Source organism: Variovorax sp. LjRoot130 (genome assembly GCF_964253755.1).
GTDB lineage: Bacteria > Pseudomonadota > Gammaproteobacteria > Burkholderiales > Burkholderiaceae_C > Variovorax.
Genome location: NZ_CAXURM020000001.1, coordinates 204954 through 223456, shown reverse-complemented (window position 1 = coordinate 223456; position 18503 = coordinate 204954). Strand labels below are relative to the sequence as shown.

At 69.7% G+C, this 18503-nt stretch carries 19 protein-coding genes; 11 read left to right on the top strand and 8 right to left on the bottom strand.

The window, feature by feature from the left end; translation table 11 throughout:
• Positions 1-3: 3 nt before the first annotated feature.
• The 3 genes from ACSQ86_RS01185 to ACSQ86_RS01175 are packed head-to-tail and all read left to right on the top strand — an operon-like array spanning position 4 to position 3394.
• Entirely contained in the window at positions 4-363 is a 360-nt protein-coding gene (locus ACSQ86_RS01185; protein WP_436308337.1) for a cupin domain-containing protein, read from the top strand.
• Between the two features lie 44 nt (positions 364-407).
• Positions 408-1388, top strand: coding sequence for a tripartite tricarboxylate transporter substrate binding protein (locus ACSQ86_RS01180; protein ID WP_436308336.1), 981 nt, complete (start codon positions 408-410; stop codon positions 1386-1388).
• Positions 1389-1393: 5 nt separating this feature from the next.
• Positions 1394-3394 (top strand): amidohydrolase, encoded by a 2001-nt coding sequence (locus tag ACSQ86_RS01175; RefSeq protein ID WP_436302394.1) that lies wholly within the window; start codon positions 1394-1396, stop codon positions 3392-3394.
• 10 nt (positions 3395-3404) lie between these two features.
• Here the strand turns inward: ACSQ86_RS01175 and ACSQ86_RS01170 are convergent, their stop codons facing one another.
• Both ACSQ86_RS01170 and ACSQ86_RS01165 read right to left on the bottom strand, forming a co-directional pair.
• Complete coding sequence (locus ACSQ86_RS01170) at positions 3405-3920, bottom strand: cupin domain-containing protein (RefSeq protein WP_436302393.1); 516 nt, start codon at positions 3918-3920, stop codon at positions 3405-3407.
• Positions 3917-4666 (bottom strand): NAD-dependent epimerase/dehydratase family protein, encoded by a 750-nt coding sequence (locus tag ACSQ86_RS01165; protein WP_436308335.1) that lies wholly within the window; start codon positions 4664-4666, stop codon positions 3917-3919. The genes ACSQ86_RS01170 and ACSQ86_RS01165 overlap by 4 nt, the downstream gene beginning before the upstream one ends.
• Before the next feature lie 88 nt (positions 4667-4754).
• On the opposite strand from ACSQ86_RS01165, the gene ACSQ86_RS01160 reads away from it, so the two are divergent.
• Together ACSQ86_RS01160 and ACSQ86_RS01155 are read left to right on the top strand one after the other, a co-directional pair.
• Positions 4755-6182, top strand: coding sequence for a PLP-dependent aminotransferase family protein (locus tag ACSQ86_RS01160; protein ID WP_436308334.1), 1428 nt, complete (start codon positions 4755-4757; stop codon positions 6180-6182).
• A 20-nt stretch (positions 6183-6202) separates the two neighbouring features.
• Positions 6203-6667 carry a CopD family protein gene (locus ACSQ86_RS01155; protein ID WP_436302390.1) on the top strand — a complete coding sequence of 155 codons (465 nt, stop codon included), beginning with the start codon at positions 6203-6205 and terminating at the stop codon, positions 6665-6667.
• Positions 6668-6675: 8 nt separating this feature from the next.
• Here ACSQ86_RS01155 and ACSQ86_RS01150 read toward each other — a convergent pair whose 3' ends face one another.
• The 4 genes from ACSQ86_RS01150 to ACSQ86_RS01135 all read right to left on the bottom strand — a co-directional run bounded on the left by ACSQ86_RS01150 (position 6676) and on the right by ACSQ86_RS01135 (position 11614).
• Positions 6676-7800, bottom strand: coding sequence for a Fic family protein (locus ACSQ86_RS01150; RefSeq protein ID WP_436308333.1), 1125 nt, complete (start codon positions 7798-7800; stop codon positions 6676-6678).
• A gap of 111 nt (positions 7801-7911) precedes the next feature.
• On the bottom strand, positions 7912-9168 hold the full coding sequence (locus ACSQ86_RS01145) for an MgtC/SapB family protein (protein ID WP_436302388.1): 1257 nt from the start codon (positions 9166-9168) through the stop codon (positions 7912-7914).
• Between the two features lie 15 nt (positions 9169-9183).
• The gene (locus ACSQ86_RS01140; RefSeq protein WP_093104451.1) at positions 9184-10416 is read right to left on the bottom strand and encodes a CaiB/BaiF CoA transferase family protein; all 1233 of its coding nucleotides are present in this window, start codon (positions 10414-10416) and stop codon (positions 9184-9186) included.
• 1 nt (position 10417) lies between these two features.
• On the bottom strand, positions 10418-11614 hold the full coding sequence (locus ACSQ86_RS01135; RefSeq protein ID WP_436292296.1) for an acyl-CoA dehydrogenase: 1197 nt from the start codon (positions 11612-11614) through the stop codon (positions 10418-10420).
• Positions 11615-11788: 174 nt separating this feature from the next.
• Between ACSQ86_RS01135 and ACSQ86_RS01130 the strand changes: the two genes are divergently transcribed.
• On the top strand, positions 11789-12760 hold the full coding sequence (locus tag ACSQ86_RS01130; RefSeq protein ID WP_436302387.1) for a LysR substrate-binding domain-containing protein: 972 nt from the start codon (positions 11789-11791) through the stop codon (positions 12758-12760).
• Here the strand turns inward: ACSQ86_RS01130 and ACSQ86_RS01125 are convergent.
• Entirely contained in the window at positions 12691-14274 is a 1584-nt protein-coding gene (locus tag ACSQ86_RS01125; protein WP_436308332.1) for an IclR family transcriptional regulator domain-containing protein, read from the bottom strand. The two genes, ACSQ86_RS01130 and ACSQ86_RS01125, sit on opposite strands and share 70 nt — an antisense overlap.
• A 150-nt stretch (positions 14275-14424) precedes the next feature.
• On the opposite strand from ACSQ86_RS01125, the gene ACSQ86_RS01120 reads away from it, so the two are divergent.
• The 5 genes from ACSQ86_RS01120 to ACSQ86_RS01100 all read left to right on the top strand — a co-directional run bounded on the left by ACSQ86_RS01120 (position 14425) and on the right by ACSQ86_RS01100 (position 17702).
• Positions 14425-15228, top strand: coding sequence for a ribonuclease activity regulator RraA (locus ACSQ86_RS01120; RefSeq protein ID WP_436302385.1), 804 nt, complete (start codon positions 14425-14427; stop codon positions 15226-15228).
• On the top strand, positions 15225-15674 hold the full coding sequence (locus ACSQ86_RS01115) for a nuclear transport factor 2 family protein (RefSeq protein ID WP_436302384.1): 450 nt from the start codon (positions 15225-15227) through the stop codon (positions 15672-15674). Before ACSQ86_RS01120 ends, ACSQ86_RS01115 begins: the two co-directional genes overlap by 4 nt.
• A 54-nt stretch (positions 15675-15728) precedes the next feature.
• Positions 15729-15893 carry an FmdB family zinc ribbon protein gene (locus ACSQ86_RS01110; protein WP_093104460.1) on the top strand — a complete coding sequence of 55 codons (165 nt, stop codon included), beginning with the start codon at positions 15729-15731 and terminating at the stop codon, positions 15891-15893.
• 94 nt (positions 15894-15987) lie between these two features.
• Positions 15988-16647 carry a peroxiredoxin gene (locus ACSQ86_RS01105; protein ID WP_093104462.1) on the top strand — a complete coding sequence of 220 codons (660 nt, stop codon included), beginning with the start codon at positions 15988-15990 and terminating at the stop codon, positions 16645-16647.
• 14 nt (positions 16648-16661) lie between these two features.
• A complete protein-coding gene (locus ACSQ86_RS01100; RefSeq protein ID WP_436302383.1) occupies positions 16662-17702 on the top strand; it encodes an MBL fold metallo-hydrolase in 1041 nt (346 codons plus the stop codon).
• 14 nt (positions 17703-17716) lie between these two features.
• On the opposite strand, the gene ACSQ86_RS01095 is transcribed toward ACSQ86_RS01100, so the two are convergent.
• On the bottom strand, positions 17717-18256 hold the full coding sequence (locus tag ACSQ86_RS01095) for a phospholipase D-like domain-containing protein (protein WP_436308331.1): 540 nt from the start codon (positions 18254-18256) through the stop codon (positions 17717-17719).
• Positions 18257-18503 lie beyond the last annotated feature (247 nt).

The window sequence follows — 18503 nt, the reverse complement described above, 5'->3', positions numbered from 1 at the left end:
GCCATGCACGTCACCCGTTTCGAACAGGCGCCGACTTATGAGGCGCCCAACCACATCGACATGCGCTGCCTGCGCCTGCAGGGCAAGGAGGCCGGGCCTTCGCTGCAGATGTGGATGGGCATGAGCCAGATCCTGCCCGGCGGCCACACCGGCCTCGACGGCTCGCCGGTCGAGAAGCTCTACCTCGTGCTCGAAGGCCAGCTGCACGTGGTGGCCGAGTTCGAGGGCCGGCGCGACGAGCAGGTGCTGGGCCCCTACGACTCCTGCCGCTTCGCGCCGGGCGAGAAGCGGCAGCTCGTGAACCGCAGCAACCGGCCCGTGCTGGTCGCGTTGGTGATGGCGAACGCGCCGCCCGCCGGCTGAGCCCTTCTTCTCTTTCCCCCAACGATTCCAACGGAGACAAAGCCATGACGACATTCCTACCCGGCCGCCGCCAACTGATCGCAGCGGCGCTCGCCGCCTGCGCCTTCACCGGCGCGCATGCGCAAGGCGACTGGCCGCGCGGCCAGACCGTCAAGCTGATCGTGCCCTTCACCGCCGGCAGCGGCACCGACATCGTGGCGCGGCTGGTGGCGGAACGGCTCGGCCCGGCGCTGGGCACCAGCGTGATCATCGACAACAAGCCGGGCGCCGGCGGCACGCTGGGCGCCGCGCAGGTGGCGAAGGCGCCGGCCGACGGCTACACGCTGCTGGTCCACTCGGCGGGGCACCTGGTCAATCCATCCATCTATCCCAACCTCTCCTACGACACGCTGAAGGACTTCGCGGGCGTGACGCCGATGGCGAGCCTGCCCAACATGCTGGTGGTGGCGCCCAACCGCTTTGCCGACGTGAAGGACCTGGTCGCGCAGGCCAAGGCCAAGCCCGGCGGCTTCAACTACGGCTCGGCCGGCAACGGTTCGGCCACCCACATGAACGCCGAGGTGTTCCGCCTGGCCGCCGGCGTGCAGGCGCAGCACGTGCCCTTCCGCGGCACGCCCGAGGCGATGACCGAGGTGATGGGCGGGCGCATCGACTGGTTCTTCGCGCCGATGGTGTCGGCGCTGCCGCTGGTCAAGGACGGCAAGCTCAAGGCGCTGGCGGTCGGCACCGGCAAGCGCTCGGGCGTGATGCCGCAGCTGCCCACCACGGTCGAGGCCGGCGTGCCCGGCTCGGAGTACCTGTTCTGGGTCGGTCTGTTCGCGCCGGCCAAGACGCCGAAGCCGGTGGTCGACCGGCTGCAGGCCGAGGTGGCGAAGATCATGGCGGCGCCGGATCTCAAGGAGCGCCTGGACAAGCTCGGCGCCGAGCCCTTCACCATGCCCTCGGCCCAGTTCGACAAGTTCATCGTCGACGAGACCGCGAAGGCGCAGCAGGTCGTGAAGGCGGCCGGCATCAAGGTCGATTGAAGGCCATGAGCTTGTTCGGCGGCGCGTCGTCACGCGCCTGGCAGCACTGGTGCGACGCGGAATGCGCGCACGCCGAAGACGCCGCCGTTGCGGCACCGGAGCGCCGGCAGTTCCTTCGCACCTCGCTTGGCGCCGCGGCTGGAGGCCTGTCCAGCCTCTGGCTCCCGGGCTGCGCCACCGCCTCGCCCACGGCGCCGGCCGACACCGTGGTGCTGAACGCCCGCGTCGCGACCATGGACGCGAAGACACCGCGTGCCCAGGCCTTCGCCATCACGGGAGATCAGTTCGCAGCCGTCGGCAGCGACCGCGAGATCTCGCGCTGGGTCGGCCCGCGCACGCGCGTCATCGATGCAGAGGGCCGCTGCATCACGCCGGGCCTCATCGACTCGCATGCGCACTTCATCCGCGGCGGGCTCACCTACACGCAGGAGCTGCGCTGGGACGGCGTGCCAACGCTCGCCGATGCGCTGCGCATGCTGCGCGAGCAGGCGCTGCGCACCCAGCCGCCGCACTGGGTGCAGGTGGTGGGCGGCTTCTCGCCCTACCAGTTCCGCGAGAAGCGGCTGCCGACCCTGGACGAGATCAACGCCGCCACCGGCGAGGTGCCCTGCTTCGTCATGAACCTCTACGACCGCGCGTTCCTGAATCGCGCGGCCTTGCGCGTGCTCGGCTGGAACCGCGACACGCCGAATCCCTTCGGCAGCACCCTCGAAAAAGACGCCACCGGCAACCCGACCGGCCTGGTGGTCAACACCACCAGCCTGGGCGGGCTGGTCGCGCTGTTCGCGCGCGTGCCCAAGCTGTCGGATGCGGACCAGGCGCTGTCGACCGAGCTCTACATGCGCGAGATGAACCGGCTGGGCCTCACCAGCGTGGTCGATGCGGGCGGCGGCGGGCAGAACTACCCGGAGCACTACGGCGGCATCCAGCGGCTCGCGAGCGAACGCCGGATGACGCTGCGCATCTCCTACAACCTGTTCGCGCAGCGCCCGGGCCAGGAGATCGACGACTACAAGCTGTGGTCGCAGAAAGTCTCGCCCGGCCAGGGCGACGACCATCTGCGCATGGTGGGCGCCGGCGAATACATCCTGTGGGCCGCGACCGATCCGGCCAACTTCGGCAAGAGCGTCGCGCAGGCGCCCGCCATCATGGAATCGAAGCTGACCGAGGTGGCGACCTACCTCGCCGGCAAGGGCTGGCCGATCCGCATGCATGCGAGCTACGACGGCACGGCCGCGCGCATCCTCGACGTGCTCGAGAAGGTGAACCGCGAGGTGCCGCTCAAGAACCTGCGCTGGGCGCTCGACCATTGCGAAGGCCTGTCGCCGCGCTCGATGGAGCGCGTGGCTGCGATGGGCGGCCGCATCGCGATCCAGAACCGCATGTCGCTCGACGGCGAGGTGTACGCGCAGACGTGGGGCCGCGAGGCCGCGGCCGATGCGCCGCCGATCGGCCGCATGCGCGCCATGGGCCTGCCGGTGGCCTGCGGCACCGACTCGAGCCGCGTGACCAGCTACAACCCCTGGGTCTCGCTGCATTGGCTGGTGACCGGCAAGACACTGGGCGACACGCGGCTCAACGCCGAGCGTAACCTGGTGAGCCGCGAGGTCGCGCTTCGGATGTGGACGCTAGAGGGTGCGGCACTGACCGGCGAGGACGCCCGCAAGGGCTCGATCGCGCCCGGCAAGCTGGCGGATTTCGCGGTGCTGTCCGACGACTTCTTCGCGATCAAGGAGGACGCCATCAAGGACATCACGGCCGTGCTCACCATGGTCGGCGGCGAGGTGGTGCACGCGAGCGGACCCTTCGCGGTGCAGGCACCGGCCACCGTCAAGCCGATGCCCGACTGGCTGCCGGTCAATGTCTACGGCGGCTACCAGCACCGCCGCACCGGCAACACCGCGTCGTCGCATGGCACGGGCTGCTGCGGCAGCGCCGCAACGGCTCCGATCATCATCGGCGACCGGGGTGCCTGGCGCTACCGGTGCGGCTGCGCGGCGATCTGAGGCGCTGCGCTCACTCGGGAATCAGGAGCGGCCCGCAGTTCTCGTCCGTGACGAAGAAGGCGAGCAGCTTCGCGCTGCGCACGGGGTCGGGGTTCTCCGCGAACACGTGCAGCGTGCCCGGCGGCTCGAAGAAAGTCTGGCCGGCCCGGTAGTCCTGCGCGGGAGTGCCTCCAAGCTGCGAGCGCACAGTCCCCTCGATCACGACGGCGGTCACCGAGCCCGGATGCCGGTGCGCCGGCGAGTAGGCGAGCGGCGGAAACTCGACGCTGACGGTCGTCACGTTCTTGCCCGGCACGTTCGGCAAGGGCTCGCAGGACAGCGGCTTGACGATGGTCGCGGGCCGCGCGCCGGCACCCGACGTCGTTGCGGCCGACGCGAACATCGGCCGGCCGAGCGAGGTGCAGAGATCCCCGAACCATTGCACCGCGGAGCGCGGCGCCGCGGGTGCCAGCAGCATCCAGCCGGCGGCCAGGAGCAGCGCGGCGAGCCCGGCGCCGCGACGCCCTTGAAGGGAGAACGCGTTCATTGCATCGCTCCTTCCGGCAGGCGAAGCCCGGCATGCCATCCCAGTTCGCGCTTGGCCATTTCGCTGCTGACTTCCGGGCCATCCTCGGCGATGTTGAAGATGCTGCCGCCCGGCGAGCGCTGAAGCGCCTTCAGGGCGGCCCAGGCCGCGGTCTCGACGTGAACCGGGCTCGTGCCTTCGGGCGCCGTCCTCCAAGTGCCCGGTCCATAGAGCTGCCCGTATCTCAGCACGGTGCCCTTCAACGCGGCCGAGCCCAGCACCGATTGCTCCAGCGCGGCCACGCCGCGCACGCTGATACCGAGGCTGCCTTGCGCATCGAGGTCGAGCGGCTGCTCCTCGCGGCAGGGCTTGGGACCCGGCGCATAGGCCCAGGCGATGCTCTGCGCGATCATGCGGCCGCAGCCGGCCGCGAGCGCCGCCGCCACCAGGTTGCGCGTGCCCTCGGTGCGAATGCGCGCATTGCGGACCACCGCCTCGGCCATCGCCTTCGGGTCCAGGCTGCCCGGCAGGTCGGTGAGCTGGTGGATCACGGCCGCCGGCGCGATGCGCTTCAGGGCCGCGGCCAGTGCCGGCGCATCGAAGACATCGATCACCACCGGCTGCACGCCCCGCGCCTCGAGCGCCTTCGCCCTTTCCACCCGCCGGGTGCTGCCATGCACCGTGTAGCCCGCGCCGGTCAGCAACGGCACGAGGGCCCTGCCGATGGCGCCCGTGGCGCCGGCCAGAAATACCGTCTTCTCGCTCATTGCATGTTCTCTTTCAAGTTCACGGCGTCCAGCTTAGGTCTACGATGCCCCAGGCAAAAGAGCCAAGAATCGACAGAATGACCAGGCCATGATGAAGCGCCCTTTCCCTACCGGCATGCTGGAGCTCGACAGGACGCGGCAGGCGCCGCTGTACCGGCAGATCTACGAGCGGTTTCGCGCCGCCATCGAACAAGGCATGCTCCGGCCGGGCGATCGATTGGCCTCGGCGCGCAGCCTCGCCGGCGAGCTCGGCGTGGCGCGCGCAACGGTCGAGGCCGCCTACGGCCAGCTGGCGGGCGAGGGCTACTTCGTTGCGCGCGGGCAGGCGGGCACCGTGGTTTCGCCGCATCTGGCACAGCGCAGGCCGGTGCGCGCCGGCCGCGCCTCGGCCAAGGCACCGGCCGGTGCGCCGCCGGGCGCGGCCGAGGTGCCGCTGCCCTTCCAGCTGGGCATTCCTGCGCTCGATGCCTTTCCACGCAAGCTCTGGTCGCGGCTGGCGGCGCGCAGGATGCGCTCGATGAGCGCAGCCGACATGTTCTATGGCGACCCCTCGGGCTACGGGCCGTTGCGCGAAGCCATCGCCGCCTACCTGCTGGTCTCGCGCGGCGTCGCGTGCCGGCCGGCGCAGGTCTTCGTCACGGCCGGCTACCGAGCCTCGCTGGCGCTGGTCTCGCATGCGCTGCTCCAGCGCGGCGACACGGTCTGGATCGAGGACCCGGGCTTTCCGCCGACGCGCGAAGTGCTCCGCAGCGCTGGCCATCGCAGCGTGCCGGTGCCGGTGGACGAGGAAGGCATCGTGGTCGCGCAGGGCACACGCCGGGCGGCGAAGGCGAGGATGGCCATCGTCACGCCCTCGCACCAAGCCCCGCTCGGCTTTTCGATGAGCATGGCGCGCCGCCTCCAGCTGCTCGACTGGGCGTCGAAGGCGAAGGCCTGGATCGTCGAGGACGACTACGACGGCGAGCACCGCTATGCCGGCCATCCCCTGCCAGCCCTCAAGAGCCTGGACACGCACGAGCGTGTGCTCTACGCCGGCAGCTTCTCCAAGGTCCTCTATCCGGGGCTGGCCCTGGGCTACGTGGTCGTGCCCGAGCCATTGGTGGAGCGCTGCGCGGAAACCGCACGAATCGGGTCCAACGGATGTCCGCAGCTCATGCAGGCCATCGTCTCCGACTTCCTGAAGGAAGGCCATTTCTCGCGCCACATCAAGAAGATGAGGCTGCTCTACGCGCGCCGCCGGGCGATGCTGGCGGCCGAGCTGCTGCGGGTCTTCGGCGAGCACGTACGCATCGACCTTCGCCGCGGCGGCATGCACCTGATCGCGCGCCTCGACGGTCTCGGCAACGACGACATGCTGGCAGGCCGTGCGCAACAGGCCGGCTTGAACTGCCAGGCGCTGTCGTTGCGCAGCATCGGCGCCGGCGGCGCGCAAGGGCTGCTGATGGGCTTCACGAACATCGCCTCGGCCGCCGAGGCGCGCCGGCTGGTGGCCAGGCTGCGCGCGGCACTCGGGTGAGTTCTGGTCTACCCTTCGCCATGCCCGTTCTTCCCGCCATCTTGCTGTTCCTGCATCTGCTCGCTGCCGCCTTCTGGGTCGGCGGCATGGCCGCGATGCACTTCGCCGTTCGCCCTGCCGCCGTTGCCACGCTGGAGCCGCCGCTCAGGTTGCCCTTCATGGCGGACACGCTGTCGCGCTTTTTCGTCGGCGTGGCTATCGCCATCGGCGTGCTGCTTGCGAGCGGGCTCTGGATGCTGATGCTTGCGGGCGGCTTCGCGCGCGTGCACTGGAGCGTGCATGCCATGCTTGCCGTCGGGTTGGTGATGATGGCCTTGTTTCTGCACGTCCGCTTCGCGCCCTACCCGCGCTTGCAGCGCGCGGTCGCGGTGCGCGATTGGCCGGCGGCGGCGGCGAATCTCGGCACCATCCGCAAGCTGGTGGCGACCAACCTGGCGCTCGGCGTGGCGGTGTTCGCGCTGGCGATCGTCGGGCGTGCGCTCTGAGGGCCGCGCTAGGAGCCTAGTTCGTAACTGGTGCTCCGTCCGCCGGCGTCGGATTTCATCAGAACGCCGAGTGCAACCAATTCGTTGATGTCGCGCAGCGCGGTATCGGGCGAACACTTCGCCATCGAGGCCCATTTGCTGCTCGTCAGCTTGCCCTCGAAACCATCGAGCAGCCGGTTGACGAGCTTGATCTGCCGCTCGTTCAACGGCGTCTCGGCCCAGCGCTGCCAGAAGCGTGACTTGCCCAGCACGGCCGACAGCGATGCCTCCGCGCCCTCGATCGCGCGCAACAGGCAGCCCAGGAACCAGGCCAGCCATGGCGTGACGTCCATCGTGCCCTTTTGCGTCCGCTCCAGCATCTCGTAGTAGTCCTTGCGCTCGCGCTGGATCTGTGCCGAGAGGCTGTAGAAGCGCTGGCTCGACCCTTCTGCGCGGGCCAGCGCCATGTCGCCCACGGCGCGCGCGATGCGTCCGTTGCCGTCGTCGAAGGGATGGAGCGTGACGAACCACAGATGGGCCAGGCCCGCGTGGACGAGCAGATCGCCGCCGCGCGACAGCTCGAACCATTCAAGGAAGCGGGCCATCTCCGCCTCGAGCCGCTGCGCGGGCGGTGCCTCGAAGTGCACCTTGCGCCGTCCGACGGGGCCCGACACCACCTGCATCGGCCCTGCCGCATCGTCGCGCCACTCGCCGGTGCGGATCGGCGAGAGACCGCTGTACCCCGTCGGGAAAAGCGCGGCATGCCAACCGAACAGGCGCTCGCGCGTCAGGGGTTGTCCAGCGGCGCCGGTGGCGTCGAGCACCATCTCCACCACGCCGTCGACGTGCCGGTCGGCCGGCGCCAGCGCGCCGATGTCCAGGCCCAGGCGGCGTGCGATGGACGAACGCACGGTCTCCGGGTTGAGCTGCTCGCCTTCGATCTCGCTCGTCTTGAGCACGTCGTCGGTCAGCACCCGCAAGGTGGCCGCATCCCGCTGCGGCATGCCCGTGGCCGTCATCCGCCCGAGCAGATGGCCTTGGGCGCCGTGGACTGCAGCGAGCGGCCCGGCGAGGCGGGACAGGTCGTAGTGCAGGCGCGGCCAGCTGGGGTGCTGCCAGATATAGACGCCTGCTCCACTATCTCCGCTTTTCATGCGGAGATTGTGCGCCCTATTCTCCGCAAACGCCGCATGATTTACCGCGAAATATGCGGAGAATAGGCTCCGCAATCTCCGCAAACAGACGCGGACGCGTACCCCGAAACCTCAGCGAACCACTGTCCACCAGGCTGCGGCCCAGGCCAGCGCGAGGCTGGCGATGAGCGCAGCCGAGACGCGCAGCGCATAGCCGAGGCCGCCGGAGATGGCGGCCACCGTGCAGCGCGTCAGCGTGTTGGCACTGACCGCCAGGCAGACGCCGAGCACGAAACGCTTGGCCTGCAAGGCGCCGGCCGCATGCAGCGAGGCCAAGGACGCCACGGGCGCATGCGCGTCCGCCAAGGCGGCGAGCGCGACGCTGATGCCGAGCCCAGCATCGCCGAAGCGGCGCTGTGCGCTGCCCACCAGCACTGCGACCACAGCCAGCATCGCGGCGACGGCGAGCGCTTCGCGCGGACGCAGCGCGCTGCCCTTTCTCTCCGGCTGCTCGGCTTCACCCACCGATCGCTGCGACCAGACCGGCAGCAGGCCGACGGCCGCCGCGCCGAGCGCACCGGCGAGCGCGGCGGGCAGCAACGCGGCGGCGGCGACGGGCGACAAGGCGACGCTCATCAGCAGGGCCTGCACCCAGGTCGCCACCGCCGACAGCGCGGCGCCCGATGCCAGCACCGGCGTCTGCGCGGGCTGCGCGCGGGCCCGGCCGCCGAACGAGGCCACGGTCGCGGTGCTCGAGACGAATCCCGACAGCAGGCCGGACACCAACAGGCCGGCGCGCACGCCGAGCCAGCGCAGCGCCAGCTGCCCGAAGGCCTGGATTCCCATGATCAGCAGCACCAGTGCCGCGAGCGGCCGCGGCTCGATGCCGCCGAGCGCGGCGATCGGCTGCGACGGAATCAGCGGCAGCGCGATCAGCGCGAGCGCGGCCAGCAGGATCGCGTCATGGACTTCCTGCTGGCTCAGCCATTGCGTCGCGAAACGGTGCAGCCGCGTGCGTGCAACCAGCAGCAGCGCGATGCCGGCCCCGCAGGCGGCGCCCAGCGCCGGCGAGAGCACCGATTGCACGCCGACCAGATAGGTGGCGAAGAGCGCCACCTCGGTCGTCAGCCCCGGATCGCGCGAGCGGCTCTTCCAGTACGAGAGCGCGCCGAGCAGCCCGATCACCGCCGCGCCCACGACGACCAGACCCGACACCGGCAGCAGTTGCGCGAGCGCGCCTGCCACCGACGCCAGCGCGAAGGTACGCAGGCCCGCGGCCGCCCGGTCCGCACCGCGGCCCTTGCGGCGCTCGCGTTCGATGCCGATCAGAAGGCCCGCACCCAACGCAACGGCCAAGCCGACGATCGCGTCCTGCGTTGGGCCGTTCACGCTGTTTCCGCGCCGCTAGACCACGCCCGCGTCGCGCAGCGCGGCGCGCTGCTTTTCGTCGATGCCCAGTTCGGCCAGCACCTCGTCGGTGTGCTGCCCGAGTGCCGGCGGCGCATGGCGCTGCACCGGCGGCGTGCCTTGCAGGCGCAGCGGACTCGCCACGCCGACGATATGGTCGATGCCGTCGCCGGCCTGGCGCGGCATCGACACCGCGAGGCCGCGCGCCTTGACCTGCTCGTCCTCGAAGGCCTGCGCGATGTCGTTGATCGGGCCGCAGGGCACCGCCTTGTCCTCGAGCAGCGCGATCCACTCGGCGGTGGTGCGCGTGCGCGTGACGGCCTCCATCTGCGGGATCAGCACCTCGCGATGGCGCACGCGCAGCGTGTTGGTCGCAAAGCGTGGGTCGCTGGCCCAGTCGGCATGGCCGGCCGCCTCGCAGAAGCGCGCGAACTGGCCGTTGTTGCCAATGGCCAGCAGCATTGCGCCGTCCTTCGTATGGAAGTCCTGGTAGGGCGCCAGGCTCGGGTGGCTGTTGCCTTGCCGCTGCGGCGCGACGCCGGTGTTGAGGAATGCGCTGGCCTGGTTGGCGAGGATGGCCATGCCGACGTCGAGCAGCGCCATGTCGATGTGCTGGCCTTCGCCCGTGCGATGCCGCACCTCGAGCGCGGCCAGGATGGCGCTCGACGCGTAGACGCCGGTGAACAGGTCGGTGAGCGCCACGCCCACGCGCAGCGGGCCGCCGCCGGGCACCTCGTCGGGCCGGCCGGTAATGCTCATCATGCCGCTGGTGGCCTGGATCATCAGGTCGTAGCCGGCGCGCGAGGCATGCGGGCCGTCGTGGCCGAAGCCGGTCACGCTGCAGTAGATGAGCCGCGGATTGGCCGCGCGCAGGCTTTCGTGATCGAGACCGTACTGCTTGAGGCCGCCGGTCTTGAAGTTCTCCACCACGATGTCGCTCTGCGCGGCCATCTTCTTCAAGAGCGCCTGGCCCTCGAGCGAGGCCATGTCGATGGTGACCGAGCGCTTGTTGCGATTGCAGGCGGTGAAGTAGGTGGCCTGGTCGGTGTCGCGGCCGTGCGCGTCCTTCAGGAAGGGCGGGCCCCAGGTACGCGTGTCGTCGCCGACGCCGGGGCGTTCGATCTTGACGACGTCGGCCCCCAGGTCGGCGAGGATCTGGGTGCACCACGGACCCGCGAGCACGCGGGAGAGGTCGAGAACCTTGATGCCGTCGAGTGCTGCGGCAGCCATGTCAATTGGCGAAAGCGGCGATGCCGGTTTGGGCACGTCCCAGGATCAGCGCATGGATGTCGTGCGTGCCTTCGTAGGTGTTGACCACCTCGAGATTGACCAGGTGCCGCGCCACGCCGAACTCGTCGCTGATGCCGTTGCCGCCCATCATGTCGCGCGCCAGGCGGGCAATGTCGAGCGCCTTGCCGCAGGAGTTGCGCTTGAGCAGCGAGGTGACCTCGACCGAGGCCGTGCCCTCGTCCTTCATGCGGCCCAGGCGCAGGCAGCCCTGCAGGCCCAGCGTGATCTCGGTCTGCATGTCGGCCAGCTTCTTCTGGATCAGCTGGTTGGCCGCGAGCGGGCGGCCGAACTGCTTGCGGTCCAGCGTGTACTGGCGCGCGCGGTGCCAGCAGTCCTCGGCGGCGCCGAGCGCGCCCCAGGAGATGCCGTAGCGGGCGCTGTTGAGGCAGGTGAACGGGCCCTTCAGGCCCTGCACTTCGGGGAAGGCGTTCTCTTCGGGGCAGAACACGTTGTCCATCACGATCTCACCGGTGATGCTGGCGCGCAGGCCAACCTTGCCGTGGATCGTCGGGGCGGAGAGGCCCTTGGCGCCCTTCTCGAGCACGAAGCCACGGATCGGGCCGACCGTGCCGCTCTCGCTCACTTCCTTGGCCCAGACCACGAACACGTCGGCGATCGGGCTGTTGCTGATCCACATCTTGGCGCCGGTGAGCGAGTAGCCGCCGGCCACCTTCTTGGCGCGCGTGACCATGCTGCCGGGGTCGGAGCCGTGGTCGGGTTCGGTCAGGCCGAAGCAGCCGATCCATTCGCCGGTGGCGAGCTTGGGCAGGTATTTCTGCTTCTGCGCCTCGGTGCCGAACTCGTTGATCGGCACCATCACCAGCGAGCTCTGCACGCTGGCCATCGAGCGGTAGCCCGAATCGACGCGCTCGACTTCGCGCGCGATCAGGCCGTAGCAGACGTAGTTGAGGCCGGGGCCGCCGTACTGCTCGGGGATCGTCGGGCCCAGGAGGCCGAGCGCACCCATTTCGCGAAAGATCGCGGGGTCGGTCTCGCCGCTGCGAAAGGCGTCGAGCACGCGCGGCGCCAGGCGTTCCTGGCAGTAGGCATTGGCAGCGTCGCGCACCATGCGTTCGTCGGCGGTGAGCTGCTGGTCGAGCAGAAGAGGATCTTCCCAGTGAAAGGCGGCGTGGGCCATGGCGGTCTCCGGTATAGGGGGCTTGAGGTTCGTCCGCGATCGTAAGCGCGCGGCATGGCGAGCGCAAACGAGGATTCCACACCCAGTTATGCGTTCTGCTCACTTCAGAGCACAATGCCGGAGCGTCTTGCCATTGGAAGCGCCGTTGCTTCAACTATGTAGCACTCGCATACCATGCGTCGAAAAATCCCGTCCACCCAGGCCCTGATCTGCTTCGAAGCGGCCGCACGCCACGAGAGCTACACGCGCGCGGCGCAGGAACTCGCGCTCACGCAGAGCGCGGTGTCGCGCCAGATCACGGCGCTGGAGGACTTCCTCGGCATGGCGCTGTTCCGCCGCACGCGCCACGGCGTGGCCCTGACGCCGGGCGGCGCCGACTACGCACGCCAGATCGCGCGCCAGCTCGACACCATGGAGCGCGACACGCTCGACGCGATGGCGCGCCAGGGCCTGGGCGGCTCGCTGCAGCTCGCGGCGGTGCCGACCTTTGCCACGCGCTGGCTGATCCCGCGGCTGCCCGGCTTTGCCGCCCTGCATCCCGACATCACGGTGCACATCGAAACGCGCACCCGTCCTTTTCTCTTCAACGACACCCCCTTCGATGCCGCGCTCTACGCGGGCACGATCGCGCAGACGGCCAACTGGGCCGGCACGCAGTCGACCCTTCTGCTGCATGAAGACGTGGTGCCGGTGTGCAGCCCGGCGCTGATGGCGCCGCGCAAGCAGCTCTCGCCGGCCGCGGTGGCACGGATGCCGCTCCTGCAGCAAAGCACCCGGCCCGACGGCTGGCACCAGTGGTTCGACGCGCAGGGGGTGGACGCGCCGCGCGCGCGCAGCGGCCCGCGCTACGAGCTGTTCTCGATGCTGGCGATCGCGGCCGCGCACGGGCTCGGCATGGCGCTGATGCCGCACATGCTGATCGAGCCCGAGCTTGCGCGCGGCGAGCTGGTCGTGGCCTGCAATCGGCCGCTGCGCGCGGAGCGCGGCTACTTCCTGGTGACGCCCGCGACGCACGACGAGCGACCGGCGCTCGGGTTCTTTCGCCAGTGGCTGGTCGAGCAGTGCGCGGCCGCCGATCAGACCGGCAAGGCCAGCAGGCGCCCCGACAGGGGCGCGCTCGCCAGCGTGTCCAGTGCCACGCTCTGACGCGCGGTCGTGATGTAGAGCTGCTGGCCATCCGGCCCGCCGAAGACCAGATCGGTCGCGCACGGCACCGGCAGCCCCACCACGCGATCGAGCTGGCCGTCGGCGCTGAAGCGCACCACCGACCAGCCGTCGCACAGCGCGGTCCAGATGCCGCCCGCCGCATCGAAGGCCAGGCCGCTGATCCGCCCCGAGCCCCTGGGCACGGTGGCCAGCCGGCGCACGGTGGGCGCGCCGGCCTGCATCAGCAGGATGGCCCCCGAGCCCGGCGCCGCCGCATAGAGCGTGCGGTCGTCGCCGCGCCAGCGCAGGCACTGCACCGGCTCGCCGATGCGCCACTTCACATCCAGGCCGCCGTCCTCGCGCACCAGGCCGATCGCGGTGCCCGCTTCGGGCAGCGCGACGGCGGCCCAGATCGCATCGTCCTCGCCGTTGCATACCGCGAGGACCGCGCCCTTCAGCCAGGACGCCAGCGGAGTCGTCGAACCATCGGCCGCGACCACGAAGGCGCCGTGCTCGTGCACCGCCACCAGTACATCGCCGCGCCGCAGCAGGCCGACCACCGGGGCTTCGAGCGTGGCGAGTTCGCGATCCTGATCGCCGTCCCACACGCGCACCGAGGGCGCGAGCACGTCGGCCCACCAGAGGCGCTGGCCGTCCGCCGACCACAAGGGGTGCGCACCATGGAAGGCCCACGGGCCCGGCAGCGCCGAGACCGAGGCTTCGCTCTGCGCCGCGGCCTCGGCGCCCTGCGGCTGCAGCTGCGCACCGACGCGCCGCGCGGCCTCCGCCACTTCGGGACCCAGCAGTTCGAGCCGAGCGCGCGTGAGGCGCCAGGCCGGGCCGGCCACGCTGATCGCGCCGCGCACCTGCCCCGCCGCATCGACCACCGGCGCGCCGACGCAGCGCACGCCGAGCGCGATCTCCTCGTCGTCGATCGCATAGCCGCGCGAGCGCGTGATGCGCAACTCGGCCTGCAGCCGGCGCCGGTCGGTGATGGTGAGCGGCGTGAGTGGCTTCAGCACCGCATCGCGCACGATCGCATCGCGCGCCGCGTCGGGCATGGCCGACAGGATGGCCTTGCCCTGGCTGGTGCAATGCACCGGCTTGCGCTGGCCCAGCACCGCGGCCGAGCGCTGGCTGTGAGCGCCGTCGCAGCGCTCCAGCGAGATCACCTCGCGGCCGTCGAGCGCGGCGAGGTAGGTGGTTTCGCCGGTCAGGTCGCGCAGCGCGCGCAGCTCGAAGGCGGCGGCGGCCACCAGGTCGGGCATCGCATAGGCCTGGCGCGCCATCTCGAAACAGCGGAATCCCAGGCAATAGACCTTGCGCAGCGGATCGCGCCGCACCAGCCCGCGCGCGACCAGGGTCGCCAGCAGCCGGTAGACGGTGGTGCGCGGCAGCGCGAGGCGCTCGGCCAGCTCGCTCTGGCCCAGGCCCTCGGGCGCGGAACCGATCGCGTCGAGCACGTCGAGCGCCTTTTCGAGGGCGCCGGTGCCCTCGCCGGAGGATGTGGCCATGGTTTGTCTCAGATGCTGGTACTGGCCCGCCGATCAGGCCTGCGCAGGCGGTGGCGTCGATTCTATTTTTGGCCACCTCTCACTACGATGCCTGTTCCCCCCCGCGTCGGGTGCCGGCCCACCTTTCGGTTCCACATGTTGAGACAGACCATGACCGCCCACGCTCCCTTGCCGCCTGCCGCGATTCCGCAGCGCCCGCCCGTGCCCCATGTGCCCGACGCGGTGCTCGACCGCCTGGCCCGCGCCAGCAGCGGCTCGCTGACCACGCAGCTCTACATCAAGGGCTTTCGCCAGCCGGTGCTGCATGGCCTGACGCCGCTCAACCGGAGGATCAAGCCTTTCGCGGGCCGCGCCTACACGATGCGCTTCATCCCGGCGCGCGAGGACGTCGACGTCTACGGCAACCTCAAGACCGAACCGAGCGCCGACAACCTGCAGTGGGTGGGCGTCGAGCAGCTCGAGCCGGGCCACGTGCTGGTGATCGACAGCAACAAGGACGGCCGCGCCGCCTCGATGGGCAACATGCTCATCACGCGGATGATGATGCGCGGCGCGCGCGGCGTGGTCACCGACGGCAGCTTCCGCGACGGCACCGAGCTCAGGCAGATGGATTTCCCGATCTGGTGCACCGGCGTGACCGCGACCACCCGGCTGGCCTTCCACCACGTGGCAGACCTGCAGGTGCCGATCGGCTGCGCGGGCGTGGCGGTGTACCCGGGCGACGTGATCCACGGCGACGGCGACAACATCACCGTGATCCCGGCGCACCTGGCCGAGGAGATGGCCGATCTGTGCGAGCAGCGCGACGACATCGAGGCCTATCTCGCGCTGCGGGTGCGCGCCGGCGAGGCGCTGTGGGGCCTGTACCCGCCGAGCGAGGCGACGCGCCAGCAGCACCGCGAATGGGTCGCCGCCGGCCGCCCGCCTCTCGTTCCCAACCAGAGACCGCTATGACCGCCTTCACCCCCGCCTATTACGAAGCCCTCATCCGCCGCTATTTCGGCGCCTGCAACGCCGCCGACTACCAGGCGCTGGTCGACTGCTTCAAGCCCGACGCGGTGCACTACTTCCCCGCCGGCCTGCCCGAGATTCCCTGGCGCACGGCCGACACCATCGCGAAGAAATGGCAATGGTGCGTCGAGACCCTGGGCTCGCAGTGGACCATCGAGCGCATCATCGTGAGCCACGACAAGCCCGAGGCCATGATCGAGTGGACCCACTGGAAGAACAGGAGCGGCACCGCCCTGCGCGGCGCCGAGTGGTACGAGTTCGATCCCGAAAGCGGCCGGATCGCCGAGATCCGCGCCTACTACGCCTCGCCGGCGGACAAGAGCGTGGCGATCAACGAGCTGGTCGATTTCGACTATGCGGGTCGCGGCTATCACCTGAAGAGCGAATAAGGAAGAGAATCGCGTCCCGGGTCCCCGAGTCCCGGTCAAGGATGGAGACGCGCGATGCCTACCTACCAGTACCGTTGCCAGAAATGCGGCGAGGTCTTCGAGCACGCCGAACATGTTGCCGAGCATGCCACCGTCCATTTGCGCTGCCCCAAATGCGGCAGCGAGACGGTCCAGCCGGTGCCGACACAATTCTTTGCCAGGACATCCAAGAAGAGCTAGGCATCCGGCCCGGCGCTCTTCTATGCTTTGAGTCTTGCCGCATCACCGGCAGCAGGAGTTTGTTGTCGGTCAACTCTTTTTTCGAGGAGCGAACATGTCACTGCGCATCAACGACGAAGCCCCCAACTTCACGGCCAAGACGACCAAGGGGGATATCAACTTCCACGAATGGATCGGCGACCAATGGGCGATCCTGTTCTCGCACCCCAAGGACTTCACGCCGGTGTGCACCACCGAGTTGGGCTACATGGCGAAGATCGAGCCCGAGTTCACCAAGCGCAACGCCAAGCTGATCGGCCTGAGCATCGATCCGGTGGATGCCCATGACCGCTGGTCCAAGGACATCGAGGAAACGCAGGGCTACCTGCCGACCTACCCGATGATCGGCGACACCGACCTCGCCGTGGCCAAGCGCTACAACATGCTGCCGGCCGAGGAACCCGGCACCTCCGAGGGCCGCACCGCCGCCACCAACGCGACCGTGCGCTCGGTCTTCATCATCGGGCCGGACAAGAAGATCAAGCTGATGCTGACCTACCCGATGACCACCGGCCGCAACTTCGACGAAATCCTGCGCGTGCTCGACTCGATGCAGCTGACCGCCAAGCACAAGGTCGCCACGCCGGTGAACTGGAAGCAGGGCGAGGACGTGATCATCGCCGGCTCGGTGTCGGACGACGACGCGAAGAAGCTGTTCCCGGGCGGCTGGGACGCGCCCAAGCCCTACCTGCGGGTGGTCAAGCAACCGGGCTGAATCGGGAGCGAGGCATGCTCTTCGAACAGGTCGCGACCGGGGGCTGCCAGTCCTACCTCGTCGGCTGCGACCAGAGCTGCGCCGCCGCGCTGATCGATCCGGAACTGAGCCAGATCGACCACTACATCGCGCTCGCCGCCCGCGACGGTGTGCGCATCCGCTACCTGATCGACACCCACACGCATGCCGACCACTTCTCGGCCACGCGCGAACTCGCACGGCAGCTCAAGGTGCCGGTGGTGATGCACCGCAAGAGCCCGGCTCCCTTCGTCGACATGCGGCTGGGCGACGGCGAGATGATCGTGTTGGGCAAGCTCAGGCTGCAAGTGCTGCACACGCCGGGACACACCGCCGACTCGATGTGCCTGCAGGTGGAAGACCGGCTGTTCACCGGCGACACGCTGCTCATCGGCGCCACCGGCCGCACCGACCTGCCCAGCGGCGACCCGGAAGCGCTCTACGACAGCCTGTTCAACCGCGTGCTGCGCCTGGACCCGGCGCTCAAAGTCTGTCCGGCGCATGACTACAAAGGACGCACGCATTCGACCATCGGCGAGGAGCTGGCATCGAACCCGCGCCTGCAGAAGCGCGAGCGCGTCGAGTTCGTCGAAATGATGAACAGCCTCAATCTCACGATGCCCACACATGTGACCGAGGCGCTGCGCACCAACATGAGCGGCGGCAAGACGGTGGCGCGCCTCCTGGCCGAAGCGGGCGCGACGGTGCCCTTCATGTCGCTGGCCGAGCTCAAGACGCGCGTGGAGGCCGGCGAGGACGATCTCATCGTGCTCGACGTGCGCGAGCGCGAGGCCTACGAGGGCGGCCACATTCCCGGCGCGCGCCTGCTGCCGCGCGGCCAGCTGGAGCTGCGCGTCAACCAGGACCTGCCCGATCCCACGCGGCGCATCCTGAGCTGCTGCGAGCTGGGCTACATCTCGACGCTGGCGGCCGCGACCTTGCGCGACATGGGCTTCCTGCACGCGGTCGCGCTCGATGGCGGCATGAAGGCCTGGCGCGAGGCGGGTTATCCGCTGAAAGCCGGGCGCGAGCCCTGAGCTCGCAGCCGCCGCTAAAGCTGCTCCTCCGGCACGAACAGCGATATCAGGCGCAGCTTGAGCCGCAGCAGCCAGGTCGATTCCGGCTCCTCGTCGAGCCGTTCCGGTTCGCCCTCCGGATCGAGGCCGATCCATTCGAGGCTCTGTCCATCGGGCTTGAGGCGGACTTCGTAGACGCCAACGTTGGTGTCGACACGGTAGAAGTCCAACAGCTGCGCAACGAGCCCGGGGCTGCGCACCAGCAAGCCCAGCTCGGTATTGATCAACGCCGAGCGGCCGTCCAGGTTCAGGGAGCCGGCCAGCAGGATCTTCCGGTCGACGAAGCCGAGCTTGGCATGCAGCCGGCCGGTCGAGCTGCCGAGCACGCTGCGCAGGCCGGCATCGCGCTTGAGGCGCCCCGAGGTGACCTCGAACACCCGCACCCCCAGGCGCAGCATCTCGAGCCGGTAGGGCTCGTAGCCGGCGCCGACCAGCGGCTCGTCGCTGACGCCGGCGGCGTTGGTGAAGATGCGCACGTCGACACCGCGCGCACGCAGCTGCCGCAGATGCGCCATGCCGACGCGTCCGGGCACGAAGTAGGGCGAGCCAGGATCACTTCCGACTTCGCTTCGGTGGCCAGCAGACGGATCAGCCGGCCGGTGACCGAGTCCGCGCCCGGCTCGTAGCTGTCGTTGCGCAGCTTGACCGGCGCGTCCGCAAAGGCACCGGCCGGAGCGATGAAGAAGCCGAACAGGCCCTCGTCGCTCGGGTCCGGACGCGGCCGCAGCGCGTTGCCGGCGGCCACCTCCGAGAGCCCCGGCA